Consider the following 21,017-nt stretch of genomic DNA (forward strand, 5'->3'; position numbering starts at 1 on the left):
CGGCGCGGCCTTCATCGGCGGCATGATGGGCGGCGTGCTCGGCAGCGCGCTGCGCCGCTGACCACCACCTGAGCGGAAAAGCTTCCCGGCCCGTGCCACAAGGCACGGGCCTTTTTGCTGGGCTGCCGCAATATCGAGCCTCGCTGCAGCCGGATCATTCGGCATATCAGACGGCGCTTCGACAGCTCGGACGCATCCGCCGGTCGGTCGTATCAGCCGGCCTCGGCGCCACGTTTGCGATCGATGGCGTCGCCGATGAAGGCCAGCAGTTCCTCGCGCTTGAACGGCTTCATGATCGTCGGCCGGCCGCCGATGCGATGCTCGCCGGCATCGGCGATGATGGGATCATTCGAGTAGCCGGTCATGAAAAGGATCGGCAGATCAGGATGCGACACCGCGAGCTGCCGGGCGAGCTCCGGCCCGCTGAGCAGCGGCATGACCACATCGCTCAAGACCAGATCCACCGCGTCAGCATGATGGTGAAGAAAGCGCAGCGCCTCTTCGCCATTGGACGTGGACCGAACCGAATAGCCTGCACGCTGCAGCATCGAGGCGGTTGCGCGTTGGGCGAGCGAATTGTCCTCGACAAGCAGGATCCGCTCGCCGCCCCGGGCCTCCCGAACCAGAGGCGCCGGCGCGGCCTTGGTCTGGATCGTCTCGTTCGCACGCGGCAGCAGCACGACGAAGCTGGTTCCCTCGCCGATCGTGCTCCTCACGGCAATGCTGCCGCCCGCCTGCTTCACAATGCCGTAGCAGGTCGCAAGTCCGAGGCCGGTGCCGCCGCCGCGCACCTTGGTCGTGAAGAACGGATCGAAGATGTGCTCGAGATCCTCGGGCGGAATGCCGGTGCCGGTGTCGCTCACCGTCATCATGACGTAGTCACCCGCCTCCATGCCCTCGTCACTGCGCTGGATGGTCCGGTTGGCCACGACGATCGTCAGCCGGCCGCCTGAGGGCATCGCATCGCGGGCATTGAGCGCCAGGTTCATGATGAGCTGCTCGATCTGCACCCGATCCGCGATGACGGGCCAGCTCTGCTCCTCGACAGCAGTGCTGATCTCGATGTTGCTCGGCAGCAGCCGGCTGAACATCTTCTGCAGATCCGACAAGGTGGTGCCGAGATCGAGCAAGGTGAGCGTCGCCGGCTGCTTGCGCGAAAAGGCGAGCAGCTGCCGCGTCAGGTCGCGCCCGCGATCGACCGCCTTGATGAGCTCCATCACATCGGGCAGGCGGGGATCGTCGCCCTGGCATTCCTCGCGCAGCATCTCGGCATAGACCATCATCACCACGAGAAGGTTGTTGAAGTCGTGCGCGATGCCGCCGGCGAGCACGCCGACCGCCTCCATCTTCTGAGACTGCCGAAGCTCCTCGTTGAGCCGCTTCTGCTCGGTCACGTCCTGGATGAGGTGAAGCTGGGCCGGAGCCCCCTCCCATTCGCATCGTGACACGCGCAGCTCGCAGCGCCGAACATCCTTGCCTCGATAGACCTCGATCTCCGAAATCTCGCCTTCGCGGACCGCGAAGCTCACGCGTTCACCGATGAAGTCGTCGCGCGCCTTGCCGAACAGCTCATGGGCCGCCCGATTGACGAATGCGACCTCGTTGGCCTGATTGGTGACGATCAGCGCGTCCGGCACCGCCTCCAGCAACTGCCCGAAGTGACGAGGACCTTCAGCCTGAGAGGCGTGGGTCGCGGACGCGACGAGTGGCAGCCCGAGGCCGGCAGCACCGGCTTTGCCGCGCGCATCAGCCGCAGCCGGATTGTAGAGCAGCACCGGGCTCGCGGAAGCCAGCGCATGCAGGTCCTCCGGGAGCGCAGCAACCGCCTGGGAGGACGTCAGGCTCATCAGGATGGTGTCGTAGGAGCCGGTCTCGAGCTTGCTACGCGCCTCGGCGATCGTCGCCACCTGGCTGAGGTCGACCCCGGCTCTGCTCCCGCCCTCACCTGCCGGCGCGAGCAACACCGGCACGGACTCGCCACCAATCACCAGCACTCGGTAGGGTGATGCGTGCATTCCTGACGTCCCTGCCTAGAGCTCGCTCGGTGGTCTGGCAAACATCTCTGCGAGATGTTCGCGCTCCCGCGCGAACATGTAGGTGGGAGCCCCCGTCAGAATTCCGTGGACGTCGCGGAAGGTCGCGACCAGATGCATGCCGTGACCGTCGATGACGTACTCTCGAATATCCTTGTCATGCTGCGTCCCGCGCATCTTCAGGATCGCCAGGCCCCGCCGCATCATGCCGTAGAGCTCGACGTAGCGCAGCAGCACGATCATGTCGGTGATGGTGGAGATGTGGGTCTCGGTGATCGACTCGCCGCCCATCAGCATCGACGTCGTGTTGGTGAAGAGACCGGTGAGACCGACCTTCTTGATATGGCTGGTCAGGGCGATGACGAATTCCCGATAGGATTTCGGCGAGCCCGCACGCTCGAACGCCGACAGACTGTCCACCCCCAGCCGGCTCGGCCGAAACTCGTTGATCTCCCGCTGGATGTAGAGCTGGTGATCCTCCAGACCCATGGTCTCGGGGTATCTTGCAATGATGCGGAGAAGACCGTCCTTCTCGGCTGAATCGAAGTCCACGTTCCAGTTGGAGGCATTGCGGGTCAGTTGCTCGCGGCTCTCCTCCGCCGCGATCAGCAGCGCACGTTCGCCACGCTCGATGGCGGCCTTGAGGTAGTGCGTCACCATCAGGGTCTTGCCGGTGCCGGTGGCGCCGCTCACCAGGATGATGGAATCCCGGTAGAAGCCGCCGCCGCACATCTGATCGAGTTCGGGCACGCCGGAGGACACCCGGAGATCGCTCGAGCGCTGCTTCAGCTCGATCGCCGACAACGGAATGATCGCGACGCCCTCGGCGTGATCGACCGTGAACGGATACTCGCCCTTCTGATGCGTGGCGCCGCGGAATTTGAGGATCTCGATCGTCCGCCTCCGCTTCTCTTGCTCGAGCCGGTTGCGGAGCACCAGGACGTTGTCGGCGACGAACTCCTCGACGCCAAAACGCGCCAGCCCGCCGTCCTCGGCGAGGCGCTCCATGGTGATGATCGTGGTGACGCCGAGCAGCCGCAGCGCGCTTGCGATCCGGTGCAGTTCGCGACGCACCACATTGGCGTCGGAGAACTGCGGAAACAGCGCGCCGACGGAATCAAACACCACCCGCTTGGCGTTGACCTTGCGAATCGCATTCTCGATGCGGGCCATCAATGCCGAGAGATCGTAGCTGCCGGCCTCGAGCATCTCTTCGCCCTGCTCCGGCGTGGCGTCGACGATCGCGATCTGGCCGTTCCTGTTCATCGCCTCGAAGTCCCAGCCGAAGGAGGCGACGTTGCGCATCAGGTCTTCCGGAGCCTCCTCGAAGGTGACGCAGACGCCATGCTCGGCGCAGGCTTGCACGCCCATGACGAGGAACTGCAGCGCAAACACGGTTTTTCCGCTGCCCGCCGTGCCGGCGACCAGCGTGCTTCGATTGAGCGGCAGGCCGCCGTTCGAAATCTGGTCGAATCCGGCGATCCCCGTCCGCAACTTTTCGAGTTCGACAGCCCTAGTCCCGATCATTCCCTGACCCCTCCTCCTTTCCAAGGCGCACTGCGGATGAATCCTGGAGGATCCCGAGTCCAAGGAGGACCTTCCTGGTATCGCTGAGATCGCCAATGATCTTTCGCACTGGGCCGGGATGGCGCTTCACCAGCGTGGGTGTCGCGACGATTTTCTCGTCTTCGGCGATCTGCGGATATTCCAGCACATCGATAATGTCGATCTCGCAGGGGATGTTCAGCTCCTGCTGGAAAATTCTGCGCAGGTTCTCCATCGCACGCAGCGAGTTCGATGTCTGACCGGTGATGAACAATCCGAGTTGCAGGGTCATGCCCTATCTCCCGGTGCGATGCGGCGTCGATGTCCGAGCCGGTAGTAGTCGACCAGAAGTCCCATCATCTCGATCGCAAGCAACCTGCCTTCGAACACCAGCGTGCTCGTCCGCTCGACCGTCGTTCCGCCGATCGCCCTCTCGAGCGCGACGACGTGGAGGTCGAGAAGATCGCGCGGCCCGCCGCCCTCATCGCCGATCGATGTCGCAATCCTCTCCATCGTGGAGAGCGGACGGATGTGAGGATCGGCGGGAGGGTCCAGGTATTCGTGAAACAGGCTCAGATATTGCTCTACGAGAGTCCCGAAGGCCGCGGGCTTGCGCTCCCGGATCGAACCATGTCCTGCCAGTTGCGCCGTGACGCTGGTCGCGCGGCCGGCCGAGGACATGCCGCGGTCGTTGGCAAGCGAGCGCCTGTTGTCCTCGATACGATCCTGGCGGCGCCGGCCGGTCGCGTAGATCACTGCGCGGCGCAGCGACGAAGGTCCGGCATCCGCGCTGGAAAGGTAGTCACGAGCTCCAGCCTCGGCATAAGCTCGCGCGGCCTCGGCGCTGGCCGGCCCATTGACGACAATGATCGGGATCGCCTGACCAGCCGCTCTGAGATCCCCGACGCCGGACACGCCGTGGACGTCGGAATCGCCGATGTCCAGCACGACCACGTCGATCGGCTGGTGCGCCATGATGACTTGCGCTTCGGCAACTGTTGCAACAGGCAACAATTCACAGTCGTCCATCATCGCGGGGTCGGTGATCGCATCACGCACCGACTGCCCGCTCGCCCGACTACTCTCGACGAGCAGCACACGGAGCGGCGGCTCAGCATCGGCGCTCATGAAACACTCCCGGAGAGGCGTCGAAATCGCACAGTCGGGACAATTCCGGCATCACAGACGACCCGCGACGAGGCTCGCTCCGCGCGATGTCGCCGCTTCACCGGGTGGGGAAACGCAAGAGAGTTGGAAAAACAGCGTGAGATGACGATAGATCAAGAACGGCGCGGTGAGAAGAAAAAGTTCTATCCAGACGTGCGCGATGCAAAACTACCACCGCGGGCCAGGCACGATCCAGCGAAGACGCCGGTGTCATCTGCTTGTGTCAGCGTGGATGGTAACCGGAGCCGATCATCCGGCCGCACAACATCCGAGACAGGTTCGGGGTCGGATCGGCACGATCTGGAGCTTGTCGATGAGAAGCGCCTGGCGTTCAGCCAGGCACGTTGCTGTTCGGCTACAAGCCCGCCGCTTTGCGCAGGGCCGCATTGATGCGGTCCTGCCAGCCCGGTCCGCCCGATTGGAAGTGCTCCAGCACGTCCTGATCGATCCGCAAGGTCACTTGCTCCCGTACGCCGGGCACCGCCGCCTTCTTCGGCGGCGCCTCCACTGGCTTGGTGGTGACCTTCTTGAATGCGGCCTCCGCTTCGGTACGGGCGTCGGCCAGCGTGCGCGGACGTCGCGGTTGATCGGCCATGATCAGATCCCCTCGAACAACGCCGTGGACAGATAGCGTTCCGAGAACGACGGCACGATCGCCAGAATCGTCTTGCCGGCATTCTCCGGCCGCTTGCCGAGTTCGATCGCCGCCGCAATCGCCGCACCCGATGAGATGCCGGCTGGAATGCCCTCGTTGCGCGCCAGCGCGCGCGAGGTCTCGATCGCGGTCGCGCTGTTGATCTTGACGATCTCGTCGATGACCGAGCGATCCAGGATATCCGGCACGAAGCCAGCCCCGATGCCCTGGATCTTGTGCGGCGAATGCTGGCCGCCGGACAGCACCGGGCTTTCCTCCGGCTCCACCGCGACCACTTTCACGCCGGGCTTGCGTGACTTGAGCACCTGACCGATGCCGGTGATGGTGCCCCCGGTGCCAACGCCGGCGACGAATATGTCGATGTTGCCGGCGGTGTCATTCCAGATCTCCTCGGCCGTGGTGCGGCGGTGGATCTCGGGATTGGCGAGGTTCTTGAACTGCTGAGGCATCACTGAGTTCGGTGTGGTTCGCAACAGCTCCTCGGCGGTTGCGATCGCGCCCTTCATGCCCTGCGCCGCCGGCGTCAGCACGATCTCCGCGCCAAGGAAGGCGAGCATCTTGCGCCGCTCGAGCGACATGGATTCCGGCATCACCAGTTTCAGCTTGTAGCCGCGCGCGGCCGCCACGAAGGCGAGCGCAATCCCGGTATTGCCCGACGTCGGCTCGATCAGCACCGTGTCCGGCTTGAGCACGCCGGCCTCTTCCATCGCCAGGATCATGCCGACGCCAATGCGATCCTTCACGCTTGCGGCGGGATTGAAGTATTCCAGCTTGGCGAGAATGGCCGCCTTGACGCCGTGCTGCTCCGGCAGCTTTCGCAGTCGCACAATCGGCGTATTGCCAAACGCATCGACAATTGAATCAAATATGCGCCCGCGTCCGGGACGTTGTGCCGCAGCTGATGCGTCCATGAAATCACTCCTTGCGCGCTTCGGCGCGATATCGCCAATGCTTCTGACCATCTTCAGCGAGCTTGTTGCGCTGCGCAAGCACGTTTACGAGATCGCCTGATCATCGCGGCGCACAACAAGTCGTCGTTAAATTGCGCAAAACCAACGCATTTGTGTTGCGACAAGGTCAACAAACTCGGTGTATGTTAGACTTCAGTAGGGCGGAGATTCACGGTGCGACCCCGGCTGCGGTCCCAGGGATATCAGCAAGATGTCATCTTGGGAGTGGTAGAAGCAAAAGGATTGTGCTGCAGAACATCGCTCGCGTAGAACCGACAATCCGAAATTGGATCGTACAAGAAGAGACCACCAGACAAACTCTTTGTGTGACGGACGTCAGACCCGTTGGAAGTTGGACGAGTTGAGACTTCGAGGGCATTGATCATCGGATGCGTTGACGAGTCGGATTTGCCGGGCGGATTTGCCCGGAAGCCAGATCAGTTCGAAACGCGACACGTCCGCATCGACGCCTTTCAAGCAGAAGCCATTCAAGCAGAAAACGACAACAAAGAGATCGCCCAGGAGGTCACTATGTCAGCACTCGCTGATCTCATGTCGACCGCGTCGCCCCGCCCCGATCCGCGCGGTTGCGATCTGCCGACATGCCCGGTCTGCGCCGACTCCATGATAGCTGCGGAAGCATCGGCGTATCTGGCCGACAATGCGATCAGCTATCTCTGGACCTGCGACACCTGCGGCTACGGCTTCGTCACCAAGCATTCCGTAAAGAGCCGCTTCGTCTGCAACTGAACCGTAGCGCCGCAGGAACGTTCCACGACGCGATGTTGATGCCATCGCGTCGAACGGTACCAGGCATCGCCAGCAGATTCCCCAAACTTTCCGACCACAATGCGCTGGAGGCGCTACCGGTCGCCCTTAGCCGGCACGCGGTGCGATGTCGCCGCGCGCCCAATCCGCCTTGGTGCGCTCATAGAAATCGGTGAAGTGCCCCTGCGCGATGGCCTCGCGCAGTCCGGCCATCAATTGCTGGAAATAGGCGATGTTGATCTCTGACAGCAGCGTTGCCCCGAGCGCCTCGCCAGCCTTGATCAGATGGTGCAGATAGGCCCGCGAATAGGTCCGCGCCGGCGCCCACGAGTTCTCCTCGTCCAGCGGACGCGGATCATCGGCGTGGCGGGCATTGCGCAGATTGACGGGCCCGAAGCGCGTATAGGCGACGCCGTGGCGGCCGTTGCGGGTCGGCAGCACGCAGTCGAACATGTCGACGCCGCGCCTGACCGACTCCAGCAGGTCATCGGGCGTGCCGACGCCCATCAGATAGCGCGGCCGGTCGGCCGGCAGCGCCGGCACGGTGGCCTCGATCATCTCGAGCATAACCGCCTGCGGCTCGCCGACGGCGAGGCCGCCGATCGCATAGCCGTGAAAGCCGATCTCGACCAGCGCCTGTGCGCTGGCCAGGCGCAGCGCCGGCACGTCGCCGCCCTGCACGATGCCGAACAGCATGTAGCCAGGAGGTGCGCTCTCGAAGGCGCGGCGGCAGCGCTCGGCCCAGCGCAGCGACAGCCGCATCGCGCGCTCGATGTCGGCGGGCTCGGCCGGCAGCCGCACGCATTCGTCGAGCTGCATCGCGATGTCGGAGTTGAGCAGGCGCTGCACCTCGATGGCGCGCTCCGGCGACAGCTCGATCTTGGCGCCGTCGATATGCGAGCGGAACGTCACCGCCTGCTCGGTGACCTTGCGCAGGGCCGACAGCGACATCACCTGGAAGCCGCCGGAATCCGTCAGCATCGGTCCGCCCCAGCCGGTGAAGCGCTGCAGGCCGCCGAGCGCTGCGATCCGCTCGGCCGTGGGACGCAGCATCAGATGATAGGTGTTGCCGAGCACGATGTCGGCGCCGGCCTCGCGCACGTCGCGCCAGTGGATGCCCTTCATCGCGCCTGCCGTGCCGACCGGCATGAAGGCTGGCGTCCGGACCACGCCATGCGGCGTCGTCAGCCGGCCGGTGCGGGCCGCGCCGTCCGTGCCGAGGAGTTCGAAATGGTTGGGAAGTTCGGTCGCCGGGGAGCTCATGACCGGCTTATTGCGTCAGGACGATACGCGTTTCAACCGCGATGGCACGGTTTTCGCCGATAACGGCCGTTGACGGCGGAACCGACCGCCCCTATGGTCCCGCGCCATGTCGACCTCGACCAAACGCACCACGAAAACCACCAAGCCCCAGGGGGACTCGGGAGGCGTGCGCGCGTAATCGACCTCGATCGCGACCATCTTCGAACCGAAGCCCCGCCTGATGAAGGTCCGGGGCTTTTTTTATGCCCAAATTTCACCTGGAGACCTGAGACGTGCCCCAAGATTCCCGCCAAGATCCTACCATTGCCATCGTCGGCGTCACCGGCGCCGTCGGCGCCGAGTTCATCGCCACCCTGGACCGCCGCGGCGTCCGTGTCGGCCGGCTGAAGGCGCTGGCGAGCGCTCGCTCGGCCGGTCAGACCCTCACCTTCCGCGGCCAGACCATCGTCATCGAGGAGCTCAATGAGCGCTCGTTCGAGGGCGTCGACATCGCGCTGTTCTCGGCCGGCAGCGGCATCTCCAAGAAGTTCGCGCCGATCGCCGTGCGCTCCGGCGCCGTCGTGGTCGACAATTCCTCGGCCTTCCGCATGGACCCGAACGTGCCGCTGGTGATCCCCGAGATCAACGCGCGCCGCATCCGCGACCACAAGGGCATCATCGCCAATCCGAACTGCGCGGCGATCACGGCGCTGGTGCCGCTGTGGCCGATCCACCAGCAGAACCGCATCAAGCGCGTGATCATCTCGACGTACCAGGCCGCCAGCGGCGCCGGTGCGGCGGCGATGGACGAGCTGGTGCAGTCGACCCGCGCCAACCTCAACGGCCAGGTCTATGCGCCCAAGGTGATGCCGCATCCGTTCGCCTTCAACCTGTTCAGCCACAACACCGCCATCGATCCCGACACCGGCTACAACGACGAAGAGACCAAGGTCATCAACGAGACCCGCAAGATCTTCGAGGACGAGGGCATCGCGATCGGCGTGACCTGCGTCCGCGTGCCGGTGCTGCGCGCGCATTGCGAGGCCATCACGTTCGAATGCGAGAAGCCGATCACAGAAGACGAGGTCCGCCGCATCCTGGCGACCGCGCCGGGCGTGCGCATCGTCGACGACCGCGCCAAGAACTACTTCCCGATGCCGGTCGACGCCTCGGGCCAGGACGACGTGCTGGTCGGCCGCATCAGGAAGGATCTGTCGGATCCGTCCGGCCACTCGATCGCGATGTTCGTCGCCGCCGACCAGCTGCTGAAGGGCGCGGCGCTGAATGCGGTGCAGATCGCGGAGCTGCTGCCGGAGCGGGCGATGGCGTGAGGCGGCCACGCGCTGGCGCCTCCCAAGCTGTCATCACTCGCGAAAGCGGCTGATCCAGTACTCACCGGCCTGTGATCAGCTGATGCACCACGGCGTACTGGATTCCCCGCTTTCGCGGGGAATGACACCGGAACGTGCCGTGACAGGCCGGCCTTCACAATGACCTGCAGGCTCCCCTCTCAGCCGTCATTCCGGGGCGCGCGCAGCGCGAGCCCGGAATCCATAGCCACAGGCGGTGATGTAGCGCGAGGTTGATGTGGCGCTCGTCTTCCAGACAACGACCGCTCGTGATTATGGATTCCGGGCTCATCGCTGCGCGATGCCCCGGAATGACGACGGAGAGATCCTACGGCTCGACGATCCGCTCGTCCTGTTGCCGGAACAGCAAGCACGCATCGCCATACGAATAGAACCGGTAGCCGCTGCTAATCGCATGCTTGTAGGCCGCCTGCATCGTCTCCAGCCCCGCGAACGCCGAGACCAGCATGAACAGGGTCGAGCGTGGCAGGTGGAAGTTGGTCATCAGGATGTCGACGGCGCGGAAGCGGTAGCCGGGCGTGATGAAGATCGAGGTCTCCGCCTCGAACGGCGCGAGGGTGCCGTCGGAGAGCGCCGCGCTCTCCAAGAGCCGCATCGAGGTGGTGCCGACGGCGACGATGCGGCCGCCCTTGGCGCGGGCCTCGTTCAGCGCCGCCGCGGTCTCGGCCGACAGACTGCCCCACTCCGCATGCATGCGGTGCCCCTCGGTGTCGTCGACCTTCACAGGCAAGAACGTGCCGGCGCCGACATGCAGGGTGACGCGCTGCAGCCCGACGCCACGCTCGCGCAGGCGTTGCTCCAGGGTGGGCGTGAAATGCAGCCCCGCGGTCGGCGCAGCCACCGCGCCTTCCTTGGCCGCGAACATCGTTTGATAGTCGGCGGCGTCCTGCTCATCGGCCGGCCGCTTGCCGGCGATATAGGGCGGCAGCGGTGGGCGGCCGAGATCGGCGATCGCCTGATCGAGCGCCGGGCCATGAAAGACGAAGGACAGCGTCACCTCGCCCTCCTCGCCCTTGGCCTCGACGGTGGCATCGAGATGGCCCAGGAAGCAGACCTTGCCCTCATTGCCGAAGCGGATCGTGTCCCCTGGCGCGAGTTTCTTCGCCGGCCGCACCAGCGCCTGCCAGCGCGAGCCGTCGAGCCGCTTGATCAAGGTCGCCTCGATCTTGGCCTCGGTCTCGCGGCTGATGCGCCGGCCGGAGAGCTGGGCGGCGATCACCTTGGTGTCGTTGACGACGAGCTGATCGCCCGGCTCCAGCCAGTCCGGCAGATCGCCGACGGTGCGGTCGCGCAGCACGCCGTCGCCCTGCACCACCAGCATGCGCGCGGACTCGCGCGGGCTCGCCGGCCGCAGCGCGATGTTTTCAGGAGGGAGATGAAAATCGAACAGGTCGGTGCGCATGAGCCCCTCGGTCATCGCCCGCGCAGGCGGGCGATCCAGTACTCACGATCTTTGTAACATGAGCCGACTGAGAGTACTGGATGCCCCGCCTTCGCGGGGCATGACACCTTTTGTGAAGCGAAAGCTTACGCCGCGTCAGCAGCCATGTACGCCTTGACGATCTTGTCCGGGTTCTGCACCGGCTCGCCGCGCTTGATCTTGTCGACGTTCTCCATGCCCTCGGTGACCTTGCCCCAGACGGTGTACTGCTTGTCCAGGAAGCGGGCGTCGTCGAAGCAGATGAAGAACTGGCTGTCGCCGGAATCCGGGTTGGCGGCGCGGGCCATCGAGGCGGTGCCGCGGACGTGCGGCTCGGCGTTGAACTCGGCCTTCAGCTTCTTGCCGGAGCCGCCCATGCCGGTGCCCTGCGGACAGCCGGTCTGCGCCATGAAGCCGTCGATCACGCGGTGGAAGACGATGCCGTCATAGAAGCCCTCGCGGACGAGCTCCTTGATGCGCGCGACATGGCCGGGCGCGAGATCGGGCCGCATCTCGATGGTGACGGGGCCCTGGGTGGTCTCGAGGATCAAGGTATTTTCGGTCGCAGCCATTCTGGTCTCTCGGTTTTGGTTGAATTGATGAGGGGCAGGACGACGGACAGTCCGGACTCTGACATGTCGCGGCGCCTTCTCATGTGCGGCCGCCACCCCTCCTGACGGCACTCCGGGCATAACGAGGCCCGGGGCGATGCGGGTCCAGAATAGACCCAACGCGCTTAAAGCTGAAGCCGCCCGGCCTGTCGATCCGGCGGGCCATGCGTGGCAAAGGGTTCCTTAAGCCGCGAGCGGAACCCGGGCACGAAGCCGGGGTGCCCCTGCTCTGTCCGCTTACTTGATATCGGACGCGACCTGGACCTTGACCATCTTGTCGGGGTCGGTCACGGCGCCCCCCGCCGAGCCCGGAGGCGCCTTCTTCAGCTTGTCCACGACGTCCATGCCTTGCACGACCTCGCCGACGACGGTGTACTGGTTGTTGAGGAACGACGCGTCGCCGAAGCAGATGAAGAACTGCGAGTTGGCGGAGTCGACGCTGTCGCCGCGCCGCGCCATGCCGACGGTGCCACGCTTGAACGGCGTCTGCGAAAACTCCTGCTTCAGGTTCGGGTATTTCGAGCCGCCGGTGCCGTTGAAGTTCTGGCCGTCGCCGGTCTGCGCCATGAAGCCGTCCATCACGCGGTGGAACGGCACGTTGTTGTAGAAGCCCTCGCGCGCGAGCGTCTTCAGCCGCTCGGCGTGCTGGGGCGCGAGATCGGTGCGCAGCTTGATGACGATGCGGCCCTTGGTGGTGTCGATCACCAGCGCGTTCTGCTTGTCGAGGCCGGCGGGCAGCGATTGCGCCAGCGCCGGCACGGCGAACACAAGCGCGAAGACGAAGGCGAAAGCGCGGATCATGGCAACTCCGAAAGGATGAGAGGAAACGCGAAAGTCGACGACCTGACGCACGCAGGCGTCGGCCGACTGATGTCAGGCGAATTTGGCTTTCAAGGGAGCCACCACCGACGGCGGCACGAAATGCGAGATCTCCCCGCCCATGGCGGCGATCTGGCGGACGAGGCTCGCGTTGATCGGGCGGACCGACACCGAGGCCGGCACGAACACCGTCTGGATCGACGGTGCCATGATCTGGTTCATGCCCGCCAATTGCATCTCATAGTCGAAATCTTTGACGTCGCGCAGGCCGCGGATCATCAGGATCGCGCCCGCCTTCTGCGCTGCCGTCACCGTGAGATTGTCATAGGTCGAAGCCTCGAAGGCGCAGCCGGCGGCGGCCGCGACCGGGCCGAACACCTCATGAGCCATCGCCAGCCGCTCCTCGGTCGAAAACAGCGGCTTCTTACCGTGATGCACGCCGACCGCGACGATGAGCTTGTCGCAGAGGTGAACGGCCTGCCGGACCACGTCGACATGGCCGTTGGTGACGGGATCGAACGAGCCCGGATATAGCGCAATGCGTTGCATGCGTCCGTCCTATACCGGCCGGAACAGGCCGGCAAGCCGCCGGCGTCAGCCCCGGCGCGGCTGTGATAGCCGCCGCGACCCATAGCCCATGCGGTGCTGCGACGATGGCCCCCCGGAACTGCAGCCCCGTACCGCGATTATTTCCTCGGAACTTGAGCCACGAAACACATCGGCCGGGACACGAAACCAATTCGTTCGCTGCGCGAAAGCGTCTCGAAACCCGAAGTGGTTATCAAATCCTTAACGAACGACGGGCCGAACGGCCCAACCACAGGGACCGTCATGATCAAAGCGCTTTCAGCCGTTGCAGCGGCCGGCTTCGTGGCTGCCGCCCTCACCGTCCTGCCCGGCCTCGCCCCCGAGGTGAACGCCAGCGTGCCGCAGCCGCTGGCCAAGGGCGACCGCCTCGACTTCCGCCCGATTGGCCGCGACTGCTCGCATCAGGCATGGCCGAACTTCGAAGCGTCCTGCCTGCGCGGCGCCGGCACGAAGTCGACGATCCGCGAGGCGCGGATCGTCGGTGTCGAGCGGACGCCGTGAGGGATCGCGAATAGCGAATAGCGAATAGCGAATAGCGAATAGCGAATAGGCCGAGCCCGATTCGTCCCCTAGTCGCTACGCCCTGCTTGCTATTCGCCCTTACTCTCCATTCGCCGGCTCTGCCGCGCCATTGCCATTCTCCGCCTCCTCGCCGATGTGCTCGACCGAGACGACATGCTCGTCGTCGGCGGTGTTGAACACGATGACGCCCTGGGTGGAGCGGCCGGCAATGCGGATGCCGTCGACCGGGCAGCGGATCAGCTGACCCTTGTCGGTCACCAGCATGATCTGGTCGCTGTCCTCGACCGGGAATGAGGCGACCAGCTTGCCGTTACGGTTGTTGACCGACATCGCAACGATGCCTTTGCCGCCGCGACCAGTGGTGCGGTACTCGTAGGACGAGGTGCGCTTGCCGTAGCCGTTGACTGAGACGGTCAGCACCACCTGCTCCTGCGCCGACATCTCGACATAGCGCTCCTGCGACAGCTGGATCGCGCCCGCGGCCGCCTCCTCGCCCTCCGCCTCGACCGGCTCCTCGGTGGTCGCCTCGCCCGACATGGCGCGGCGCATCTTCAGATACGCCGTGCGCTCGTCCGAGGTGGTCTCGACATGGCGCAGGATGCACAGCGAGATCACCTTGTCGCTCTCCGCGAGCGCCATGCCGCGCACGCCCATCGAGGTGCGGCCCGTGAACACGCGCACATCGGTGACCGGGAAGCGGATGCACTGGCCGCCGGCCGCGGTCAGCAGCACGTCGTCACGCTCGGTGCAGATCTGGACGTTGACGATCTCCTCGCCCTCGTCGAGCTTCATCGCGATGATGCCGGAGCGGCGGACATCGACGAAATCCGACAGCTTGTTGCGGCGGACATTGCCGCCGGTCGTGGCGAACATCACGTCGAGATTGGCCCAGGAGGATTCATCCTCCGGCAGCGGCATGATCGTGGTGATGCGCTCGCCCTGCTCCAGCGGCAGGATGTTGATCAGCGCCTTGCCGCGGCCGTTGGGGGCTGCGATCGGCAGCCGCCAGACCTTCTCCTTGTAGACCTGGCCGCGCGACGAGAAGAACAGCACCGGCGTATGCGTTGACGCCACGAACAGCCGGCTGACGAAATCCTCCTCGCGGGTCTGCATGCCGGTGCGGCCCTTGCCGCCGCGGCGCTGCGCCCGATAGGCCGACAGCGGCACGCGCTTGGTGTAGCCGGCGTGCGACACGGTCACGACCATGTCCTCGCGCTGGATCAGGTCCTCGTCCTCCATCTCGCCTTCCTGCTCGGCGATGACGGTGCGGCGTGGTGTGGCGAACTCGGCCTTGATCGCCGACAGCTCGGTCTTGACGATGTCCTGCACGCGGGCGCGCGAGCGCAGGATGTCGAGATAGTCGGCGATCTCCACGGCGAGCTTATCGAGCTCGTCGGAGATCTCCTCCCGGCCGAGCGCAGTGAGTCGCTGCAGGCGCAGATCGAGAATGGCCTTGGCCTGCTCGAGCGACAGCCGCGCGGTGCCGTCGGGATTGATGCGATGGCGCGGGTCGTCGATCAGCGTGATCATCGCTGCCACGTCCTGCGCCGGCCAGTCGCGCGACATCAGGGTTTCGCGCGCGGTGTTCGGATCGGGCGAGGTCCTGATGACGCGGATGATCTCGTCGATGTTGGCCACCGCAATGGCGAGGCCGACCAGGATGTGGGCGCGGTCGCGCGCCTTGTTGAGCAGGAACTTGGTCCGCCGCGTCACCACTTGTTCGCGGAAGGCCACGAACACGCTCAGCAGATCCTTGAGGTTCATGGTCTGCGGCCGGCCGCCGTCCAGCGCCACCATGTTGGCGCCGAAATTGGTCTGCAGCGGCGTGAACTTGTAGAGCTGGTTCAGCACCACGTCCGGCACGGCGTCGCGCTTGAGCTCGACGACGACGCGGAATCCGTCGCGGTCGGATTCGTCGCGCAGATCGGAGATGCCCTCGATCTTCTTCTCGCGCACCAGTTCAGCGATGCGCTCGACCATCGAGGCCTTGTTGACCTGGTACGGGATCTCCGTGATCAGGATCGCCTCGCGGTCCTTGCGGATGGTGTCGATCGTCACCTTGCCGCGCATCACGATCGAGCCGCGGCCAGTGTGATAGGCCGAGCGAATGCCGGCGCGGCCGAGGATGATGCCGCCGGTCGGGAAATCCGGCCCCGGAATGATCTGGTTGAGCTCGTCGATCGACAGCGCCGGATTGTCGGTCAGTGCGATGCAGGCGTCGATGACCTCGCCCAGATTGTGCGGCGGGATGTTGGTCGCCATGCCCACGGCGATGCCGCCGGCGCCGTTGACGAGCAGGTTCGGAAACTTCGCCGGCAGCACCGACGGCTCCTTCTCGGAGCTGTCGTAGTTCGGCTGGAAGTCGACGGTGTCCTTGTCGAGATCGTCGAGCAGCGACTGCGCGATCTTGGTCAGGCGCGATTCCGTGTAGCGCATCGCCGCCGGCATGTCGCCGTCGACCGAGCCGAAATTGCCCTGACCGTCGATCAGCGGCACGCGCATCGAGAAGTCCTGCGCCATGCGCACCAGCGCGTCGTAGACCGACTGGTCGCCGTGCGGATGGTATTTACCGATGACGTCGCCGACGGTGCGCGCCGACTTGCGGTACGGCTTGTTCCACTCGAATCCGTTCTCATACATGCCGTAGAGGATGCGCCGGTGCACCGGCTTCAGGCCGTCGCGCGCATCGGGCAGCGCCCGCGCCACGATCACGCTCATCGCGTAATCGAGGTAGGAGCGTTTCATCTCATCGAGGATGGAGACGGGACGAATGTCGGAAGGTCCGCCCGGCTCGCCGGGCTTCTCATCTTCTTTATCGGACAAAGGGGATACCGGTCGGTTTTGACACGCGAAAATCGCTTGGAATCATATAGCGCAGGAGCGCGCCGCAGGCCACCCCCAAGGCGTTTCGGAGCGCGCTTTTTCTGCTCGCCTTTCCAGATACTTAAGCCGGCTGCACGGCGTCCCGGGGCAGGCTCCGCGACCCGCTCGTGACTACGGTCCGAAGACCACCTTGTGCATGATCCGACCGGGCAGCAGCGTGAACACTCCGGCTATCACCAGGGCGCCGGAAAACAGCATGATCATGGCCCGGCGATGCGCCGCCACGCGATGGCGGCGCGCGGCCCAGACCGCGAGCGGGAGCACGACCAGGGTGTAGATCGACAGCAGGTGTATCGGGCTGAAGGGGCCGACCAGCCGGATGGTGTGGATCCAGAACGAGCTGGCCGCCACCGCTGCCATGAGCGCGACCCAGATCCAGCCGATCGTCCGATGCGGCACGCTGCCCTTAGGCGCCGCAAATTGAACGACTCCGAGCGCGAACGCGGTCATCGCCGCAAAGGCGTGCAGGACGACAGCAGACTCGGCCTCGAGCAATGGTGCGAAACTCATTCACACCCCCAGATGGTCGCAGGCCCGGCCTTACGCGGCTTGGCGCAGAGGCCAATCGTATCACCGAGCCCGCCGGGTCGCATCGCGCTGCCGTCACGATCCCCCGCATATATCGGCAGGCATCAGCCCTCGCATGATCGCCCGCCAAGGGCCGATCAATCCGGCTCCGGCTGCCACAGGATGGAAACCGGATCGCCTTGAGGCGCGCGACTCAGAACGGAATGTCGTCGTCCATGTCGTTGTTGCGTCCGCCACCGCCGGCCGATGCCACCGCGCGGCGCGGCGGAGCCATGGATGGACCGCTGCTGCCGAAATCTCCGCCCATGTCGTCGGCGAAGTTGCCGCCACCACCGCCGCCGCGGCCGTCGAGCATCGTCAGCGTCGAGTTGAAGCCCTGCAGCACGACCTCGGTCGAGTACTTCTCGACGCCCTGCTGGTCGGTCCACTTACGGGTCTGCAACGCGCCCTCGATATACACCTTGGCGCCTTTTTTCAGATACTGCTCGGCGACCTTGCAGAGACCTTCATTGAAGATCACCACGCGGTGCCACTCGGTCTTCTCCTTGCGCTCGCCGGTTCCCTTGTCGCGCCACGTTTCTGACGTCGCGATGCTCAGATTGGCGATCGGCCGACCATCCTGGGTGCGCCGGATCTCAGGGTCCTTCCCGAGATTGCCGACCAGAATCACCTTGTTCACGCTTCCCGCCATCACACTCTCCCGCGGTTTTCAGATCACCGGACCGGTCCGGCCGACCGGCCTCTCGGCGCAAGGTGGCTGACCCCTTCCTCTCGGGGCGGACCCTATACGGTTGCCGCGCCAGCCACCTGCTTTCTCGCTGCTTATCCACATATAGCAGCCCGGCCGGCATTGTTCCAGTTTTGTTCGCAGAATTGTGCCTACAACCAAACAGCGAGTTCCAGGGAACCCAATGGAACCGCTTGGAACCCAAAGTTCCATACATGGAACCTGCAAAAAGTTCCGCAGATCACGAAAAAGCGATTAACTTTCATTAAGTTAGCTTGCCTCACATCCTCCTCGCCTGTGGCTTTTGGGAGACGGTATCCCAGGTTGAATCGCGTATATTTGCGGACGGATTGAGGCCGCCAAGGCGGTCGCGCCACCTCTAAGACGAGCGCCTCCGGGGACGAAATTCGGGGCGCCCAACGCGGGAGACTTGGGATGAAAAAACTATTTCTTGCAGCTGTCAGCTTGATGGTCTTGGGGTCGCTGGCCCCCGCCGGGGCCGCCGATCTGGCCGCCCGCCCCTACACCAAGGCGCCGATGGCAGCGCCTGCTCCGCTTCCGACCTGGGCCGGCTTCTATCTCGGTCTGCAGGGTGGCGGCGGCTGGGGCCGCAGCGACGAGACCTTCTTTGGTGCGCCGAACGGCGTCGGCTTCGCCGGCACGCAGCGCTACGACATCAACGGCGGCTTCGCCGGCGGCGTGATCGGCTATAACTGGCAGGTCGACAACATCGTGTTCGGCCTGGAAGGCGACTACCACTGGGCCGACATCAGTGGCCGGTCGGCCGAGATCAACGTCGGCGCAGGCGACAGCTACTTCACCAAGCTGCGCGGCTTCGGCGACATCAAGGGTCGCCTCGGCTGGGCGGCGGGTCCGGCGCTGTTCTTCATTAGCGGCGGTGCCGCGGTCGGCGATCTGCAGCACCGTTACGATGCTGGCCTGTTCGGGCCTGCATTCTCCGCATCGCAGAGCGACTGGCGCTGGGGTTGGACGATCGGTGCCGGCGCCGAATACATGTTCGCCCAGAACTGGTCGGCCAAGGTCGAGTACAACTACCTCGATTTCGGCAAGAGCACCCTCCAGTACACGCCGGCGGTGGCCAATCGCTCGGAGTGGAACGATACGATCCACACCGTCAAGGTCGGCGTCTCCTACCACTTCGGTGGTCCGGGCGTGTCGCGCTACTGATTACACGCGCAACGCGAATATGTCGAAAGGCCGGCCTCGCGCCGGCCTTTTTTTGCGTGCGGAAACCGGCACTTGCTGGACGGCTGTGTCGTTTGGGTGACGGCTTTTTCGGAAGGAAGGGGCTATCAAGGCGCTGCGGGTGGGCGTTGGTGAGAGTGTGCGTGCGGGCGTCGGACGTGATGTTGGGGACTGCGATGAGAAGGCTGTTGCTGGGGGCGACAACCTCGCTGGCGCTGGGGTTGGCGCCGGCGATCGCAGCCGATTTGCCCGCGCGCACCTTCACCAAGGCGCCCGCGATGATCGCGACGATCTATGATTGGAGCGGCTTCTATCTCGGCCTGAACGCCGGCGGCGGCTCCGCCCGCACCTGCTGGACCAATAATGTGACCGTGGGCGGCGTCGCGGCGACCAACGCCGAGGGCTGCCATGATGCCACGGGCGCGCTGGCCGGCGGCCAGATCGGTTATCGCTGGCAGGCCGGCAGCTGGGTGTTCGGCGTCGAGGGCCAGGGCAACTGGGCGAACCTCAAGGGCAGCAACGCCAGCCAGCTCGCCCCGGCCGTCACCAACCAGTCCAAGGTCAACGGCGTCGGGACGCTGACGGGCCAGATCGGCTATGCCTGGAACAACGTGCTCTGGTACGTGAAAGGTGGCGCTGCGGTCGCCGGCGAGCAGTATAGCGGCATTGCCACGGCAACGGGCACGGCGTTCGATCAGGCGAGCGCGACCCGCTGGGGCGCCACGGTGGGCACGGGTGTCGAGGTCGGCTTCGCCAAGAACTGGTCCGTGGGTGCCGAGTACGAGCACGTCTTCATGGGCAACAAGAACCTGAACTTCTCAGGTCTTCCTGCTGGCGCCGCGACCCGCACCGACACGGTCGGCCAGGACGTCGACATGGCCAAGGTCCGCGTCAATTATCGCTGGGGCGGTCCGGTCGTCTCCAAGCACTGACCGGCATCGCCTGGTCGGTTGGCCTCGACCGTGAGGTTGTGATCGCATTCGCTCTTCGTCACTCGGGGTGACGCGCGCCAGTGCGGCGAGCCCGGAACCATTGGGCTTCACGCACGGTCTTAAAATGGATTCGAGGCTCGTGCTGCGCACGCCGGGAAAGACGGTGGCAAGAGCTGCGCCTCCTTCGCGCGCTGCGATCTTTACGCCGTGTTAAGCACACCCCACGCATCCGGCCACGGCGAGACCGCGCGTCACAACTTTTAGAAATCACTCTCTCTTACAACCAGCGACAGCCGCATATCGGCCGGATCGGAGGGATCCGGCGCGGGGCATCCTGGGACTGGGGAGAGAACAATGCAGAAGACCGCTCTGATCACCACTGCCGGCATCGCGCTGCTCGGACTGGCTCCGGCATCGGCCGCCGATTTCGCGACCCGGCCTTACGGCAAGGCGCCGGCGCCGGCTTATGTGACGCCGCTGCCGAGCTGGGCCGGCTTCTATCTCGGCATCAACGGCGGCGCCGACTGGAGCCGCAATTGCTGGACGCTGAACAATGTCGGCGGCGTGCCGGTCGCGCCAAGCCAATCCGAGGGCTGCCACAATGCTTCGAGCGGCCTCATCGGTGGCCAGGTCGGCTATCGCTGGCAGGCCGCGAGCTGGGTGTTCGGCCTCGAGGCCCAGGGCAACTGGACCGACCTGAAATCGTCCAATGCCAGCACGGCCGCGCTCGCCGCGGGCATCACCAACAATACCAAGACCGACGCCATCGGCCTGTTCACGGGCCAGGTCGGCTACGCCTGGGGCAACGTGCTCTGGTACGTGAAGGGCGGCGCTGCGGTCGCCCACAACAAGTACACCGGCACGGCCAATGCAGCTGCTCCGCTCGCCGTCGGCACGCTGTTGGATTCCGCCAGCGAGACCCGCTGGGGCGGCACTGTCGGCACCGGCATCGAGTACGGCTTTGCACCGAACTGGTCGGTCGCATTCGAGTACGACCATCTGTTCATGGGCTCGCGCGACGTCAGCTTTCCGGCGACCGTCAACGTCGCCT

Annotated in this window: 20 protein-coding genes; 6 read left to right on the forward strand and 14 right to left on the reverse strand. The window is 64.9% G+C overall.

Features of this window, described 5'->3' with window-relative positions:
- Positions 1-212: 212 nt before the first annotated feature.
- From BRAO375_RS34100 to cysK, 6 genes are all read right to left on the reverse strand, one after another.
- Positions 213-2,015, reverse strand: a complete 1,803-nt coding sequence (locus BRAO375_RS34100; protein ID WP_009031972.1) for an ATP-binding protein — start codon at positions 2,013-2,015, stop codon at positions 213-215.
- A 15-nt stretch (positions 2,016-2,030) separates the two neighbouring features.
- Complete coding sequence (gene kaiC / locus BRAO375_RS34105; protein ID WP_009031973.1) at positions 2,031-3,560, reverse strand: circadian clock protein KaiC; 1,530 nt, start codon at positions 3,558-3,560, stop codon at positions 2,031-2,033.
- A complete protein-coding gene (locus BRAO375_RS34110; protein WP_009031974.1) occupies positions 3,547-3,870 on the reverse strand; it encodes a circadian clock KaiB family protein in 324 nt (107 codons plus the stop codon). Before BRAO375_RS34110 ends, kaiC begins: the two co-directional genes overlap by 14 nt.
- Positions 3,867-4,676, reverse strand: a complete 810-nt coding sequence (locus BRAO375_RS34115) for a response regulator (RefSeq protein ID WP_244423426.1) — start codon at positions 4,674-4,676, stop codon at positions 3,867-3,869. Before BRAO375_RS34115 ends, BRAO375_RS34110 begins: the two co-directional genes overlap by 4 nt.
- 424 nt (positions 4,677-5,100) lie before the next feature.
- A complete protein-coding gene (locus BRAO375_RS34120) occupies positions 5,101-5,340 on the reverse strand; it encodes a BrnA antitoxin family protein (RefSeq protein WP_009031976.1) in 240 nt (79 codons plus the stop codon).
- Positions 5,341-5,342: 2 nt separating this feature from the next.
- Positions 5,343-6,311, reverse strand: coding sequence for a cysteine synthase A (gene cysK / locus BRAO375_RS34125; RefSeq protein ID WP_009031977.1), 969 nt, complete (start codon positions 6,309-6,311; stop codon positions 5,343-5,345).
- Between the two features lie 570 nt (positions 6,312-6,881).
- Here cysK and BRAO375_RS34130 point away from each other — a divergent pair.
- Positions 6,882-7,100, forward strand: a complete 219-nt coding sequence (locus tag BRAO375_RS34130; RefSeq protein ID WP_008962685.1) for a hypothetical protein — start codon at positions 6,882-6,884, stop codon at positions 7,098-7,100.
- A gap of 126 nt (positions 7,101-7,226) precedes the next feature.
- Here BRAO375_RS34130 and tgt read toward each other — a convergent pair whose 3' ends face one another.
- A complete protein-coding gene (gene tgt / locus BRAO375_RS34135) occupies positions 7,227-8,381 on the reverse strand; it encodes a tRNA guanosine(34) transglycosylase Tgt (protein ID WP_009031978.1) in 1,155 nt (384 codons plus the stop codon).
- 272 nt (positions 8,382-8,653) lie between these two features.
- On the opposite strand from tgt, the gene BRAO375_RS34140 reads away from it, so the two are divergent.
- Positions 8,654-9,691 carry an aspartate-semialdehyde dehydrogenase gene (locus tag BRAO375_RS34140; RefSeq protein ID WP_009031980.1) on the forward strand — a complete coding sequence of 346 codons (1,038 nt, stop codon included), beginning with the start codon at positions 8,654-8,656 and terminating at the stop codon, positions 9,689-9,691.
- A gap of 346 nt (positions 9,692-10,037) precedes the next feature.
- Here BRAO375_RS34140 and queA read toward each other — a convergent pair whose 3' ends face one another.
- The 4 genes from queA to coaD form a co-directional block, all read right to left on the reverse strand.
- Positions 10,038-11,132, reverse strand: coding sequence for a tRNA preQ1(34) S-adenosylmethionine ribosyltransferase-isomerase QueA (queA, locus tag BRAO375_RS34145; RefSeq protein WP_009031981.1), 1,095 nt, complete (start codon positions 11,130-11,132; stop codon positions 10,038-10,040).
- 125 nt (positions 11,133-11,257) lie between these two features.
- Entirely contained in the window at positions 11,258-11,722 is a 465-nt protein-coding gene (locus BRAO375_RS34150) for a peptidylprolyl isomerase (protein WP_009031982.1), read from the reverse strand.
- Positions 11,723-11,998: 276 nt separating this feature from the next.
- Complete coding sequence (locus tag BRAO375_RS34155; RefSeq protein WP_009031983.1) at positions 11,999-12,562, reverse strand: peptidylprolyl isomerase; 564 nt, start codon at positions 12,560-12,562, stop codon at positions 11,999-12,001.
- A 72-nt stretch (positions 12,563-12,634) separates the two neighbouring features.
- Positions 12,635-13,129: a pantetheine-phosphate adenylyltransferase gene (gene coaD, locus BRAO375_RS34160; RefSeq protein WP_009031984.1), complete on the reverse strand. Its 495-nt coding sequence runs from the start codon at positions 13,127-13,129 to the stop codon at positions 12,635-12,637.
- Between the two features lie 282 nt (positions 13,130-13,411).
- Here coaD and BRAO375_RS34165 point away from each other — a divergent pair, with 282 nt between their 5' ends.
- On the forward strand, positions 13,412-13,669 hold the full coding sequence (locus BRAO375_RS34165) for a hypothetical protein (RefSeq protein WP_009031985.1): 258 nt from the start codon (positions 13,412-13,414) through the stop codon (positions 13,667-13,669).
- Between the two features lie 99 nt (positions 13,670-13,768).
- Here the strand turns inward: BRAO375_RS34165 and gyrA are convergent, their stop codons facing one another.
- The 3 genes from gyrA to BRAO375_RS34180 all read right to left on the reverse strand — a co-directional run bounded on the left by gyrA (position 13,769) and on the right by BRAO375_RS34180 (position 17,792).
- Positions 13,769-16,513, reverse strand: coding sequence for a DNA gyrase subunit A (gene gyrA / locus BRAO375_RS34170; protein WP_035643565.1), 2,745 nt, complete (start codon positions 16,511-16,513; stop codon positions 13,769-13,771).
- A 171-nt stretch (positions 16,514-16,684) separates the two neighbouring features.
- Complete coding sequence (locus BRAO375_RS34175; protein ID WP_009031987.1) at positions 16,685-17,083, reverse strand: DUF2306 domain-containing protein; 399 nt, start codon at positions 17,081-17,083, stop codon at positions 16,685-16,687.
- A 211-nt stretch (positions 17,084-17,294) separates the two neighbouring features.
- Positions 17,295-17,792, reverse strand: coding sequence for a single-stranded DNA-binding protein (locus BRAO375_RS34180; RefSeq protein ID WP_009031988.1), 498 nt, complete (start codon positions 17,790-17,792; stop codon positions 17,295-17,297).
- Between the two features lie 471 nt (positions 17,793-18,263).
- On the opposite strand from BRAO375_RS34180, the gene BRAO375_RS34185 reads away from it, so the two are divergent.
- From BRAO375_RS34185 to BRAO375_RS34195, 3 genes are all read left to right on the forward strand, one after another.
- Entirely contained in the window at positions 18,264-19,016 is a 753-nt protein-coding gene (locus tag BRAO375_RS34185; RefSeq protein ID WP_009031989.1) for an outer membrane protein, read from the forward strand.
- Positions 19,017-19,210: 194 nt separating this feature from the next.
- The gene (locus tag BRAO375_RS34190) at positions 19,211-19,966 is read left to right on the forward strand and encodes an outer membrane protein (RefSeq protein WP_009031991.1); all 756 of its coding nucleotides are present in this window, start codon (positions 19,211-19,213) and stop codon (positions 19,964-19,966) included.
- A 354-nt stretch (positions 19,967-20,320) separates the two neighbouring features.
- Positions 20,321-21,017 (forward strand): outer membrane protein (locus BRAO375_RS34195; protein WP_035643568.1); only part of this gene is annotated, 697 nt, incomplete at its 3' end.

It is taken from the genome of Bradyrhizobium sp. ORS 375 (assembly GCF_000239775.1).
In the GTDB taxonomy this organism is placed as follows: domain Bacteria; phylum Pseudomonadota; class Alphaproteobacteria; order Rhizobiales; family Xanthobacteraceae; genus Bradyrhizobium.

Coding starts and splice junctions, on each gene's coding strand:
- BRAO375_RS34180 (WP_009031988.1), bottom strand. CDS start 17,792: ATGGCGGGAAGCGTGAACAAGGTGATTCTGGTCGGCAATCTCGGGAAG.
- BRAO375_RS34185 (WP_009031989.1), top strand. CDS start 18,264: ATGAAAAAACTATTTCTTGCAGCTGTCAGCTTGATGGTCTTGGGGTCG.
- BRAO375_RS34155 (WP_009031983.1), bottom strand. CDS start 12,562: ATGATCCGCGCTTTCGCCTTCGTCTTCGCGCTTGTGTTCGCCGTGCCG.
- cysK (WP_009031977.1), bottom strand. CDS start 6,311: ATGGACGCATCAGCTGCGGCACAACGTCCCGGACGCGGGCGCATATTT.
- BRAO375_RS34100 (WP_009031972.1), bottom strand. CDS start 2,015: ATGCACGCATCACCCTACCGAGTGCTGGTGATTGGTGGCGAGTCCGTG.
- BRAO375_RS34110 (WP_009031974.1), bottom strand. CDS start 3,870: ATGACCCTGCAACTCGGATTGTTCATCACCGGTCAGACATCGAACTCG.
- BRAO375_RS34165 (WP_009031985.1), top strand. CDS start 13,412: ATGATCAAAGCGCTTTCAGCCGTTGCAGCGGCCGGCTTCGTGGCTGCC.
- BRAO375_RS34120 (WP_009031976.1), bottom strand. CDS start 5,340: ATGGCCGATCAACCGCGACGTCCGCGCACGCTGGCCGACGCCCGTACC.
- BRAO375_RS34190 (WP_009031991.1), top strand. CDS start 19,211: ATGAGAAGGCTGTTGCTGGGGGCGACAACCTCGCTGGCGCTGGGGTTG.
- kaiC (WP_009031973.1), bottom strand. CDS start 3,560: ATGATCGGGACTAGGGCTGTCGAACTCGAAAAGTTGCGGACGGGGATC.
- BRAO375_RS34150 (WP_009031982.1), bottom strand. CDS start 11,722: ATGGCTGCGACCGAAAATACCTTGATCCTCGAGACCACCCAGGGCCCC.
- coaD (WP_009031984.1), bottom strand. CDS start 13,129: ATGCAACGCATTGCGCTATATCCGGGCTCGTTCGATCCCGTCACCAAC.
- BRAO375_RS34130 (WP_008962685.1), top strand. CDS start 6,882: ATGTCAGCACTCGCTGATCTCATGTCGACCGCGTCGCCCCGCCCCGAT.
- tgt (WP_009031978.1), bottom strand. CDS start 8,381: ATGAGCTCCCCGGCGACCGAACTTCCCAACCATTTCGAACTCCTCGGC.
- BRAO375_RS34175 (WP_009031987.1), bottom strand. CDS start 17,083: ATGAGTTTCGCACCATTGCTCGAGGCCGAGTCTGCTGTCGTCCTGCAC.
- queA (WP_009031981.1), bottom strand. CDS start 11,132: ATGCGCACCGACCTGTTCGATTTTCATCTCCCTCCTGAAAACATCGCG.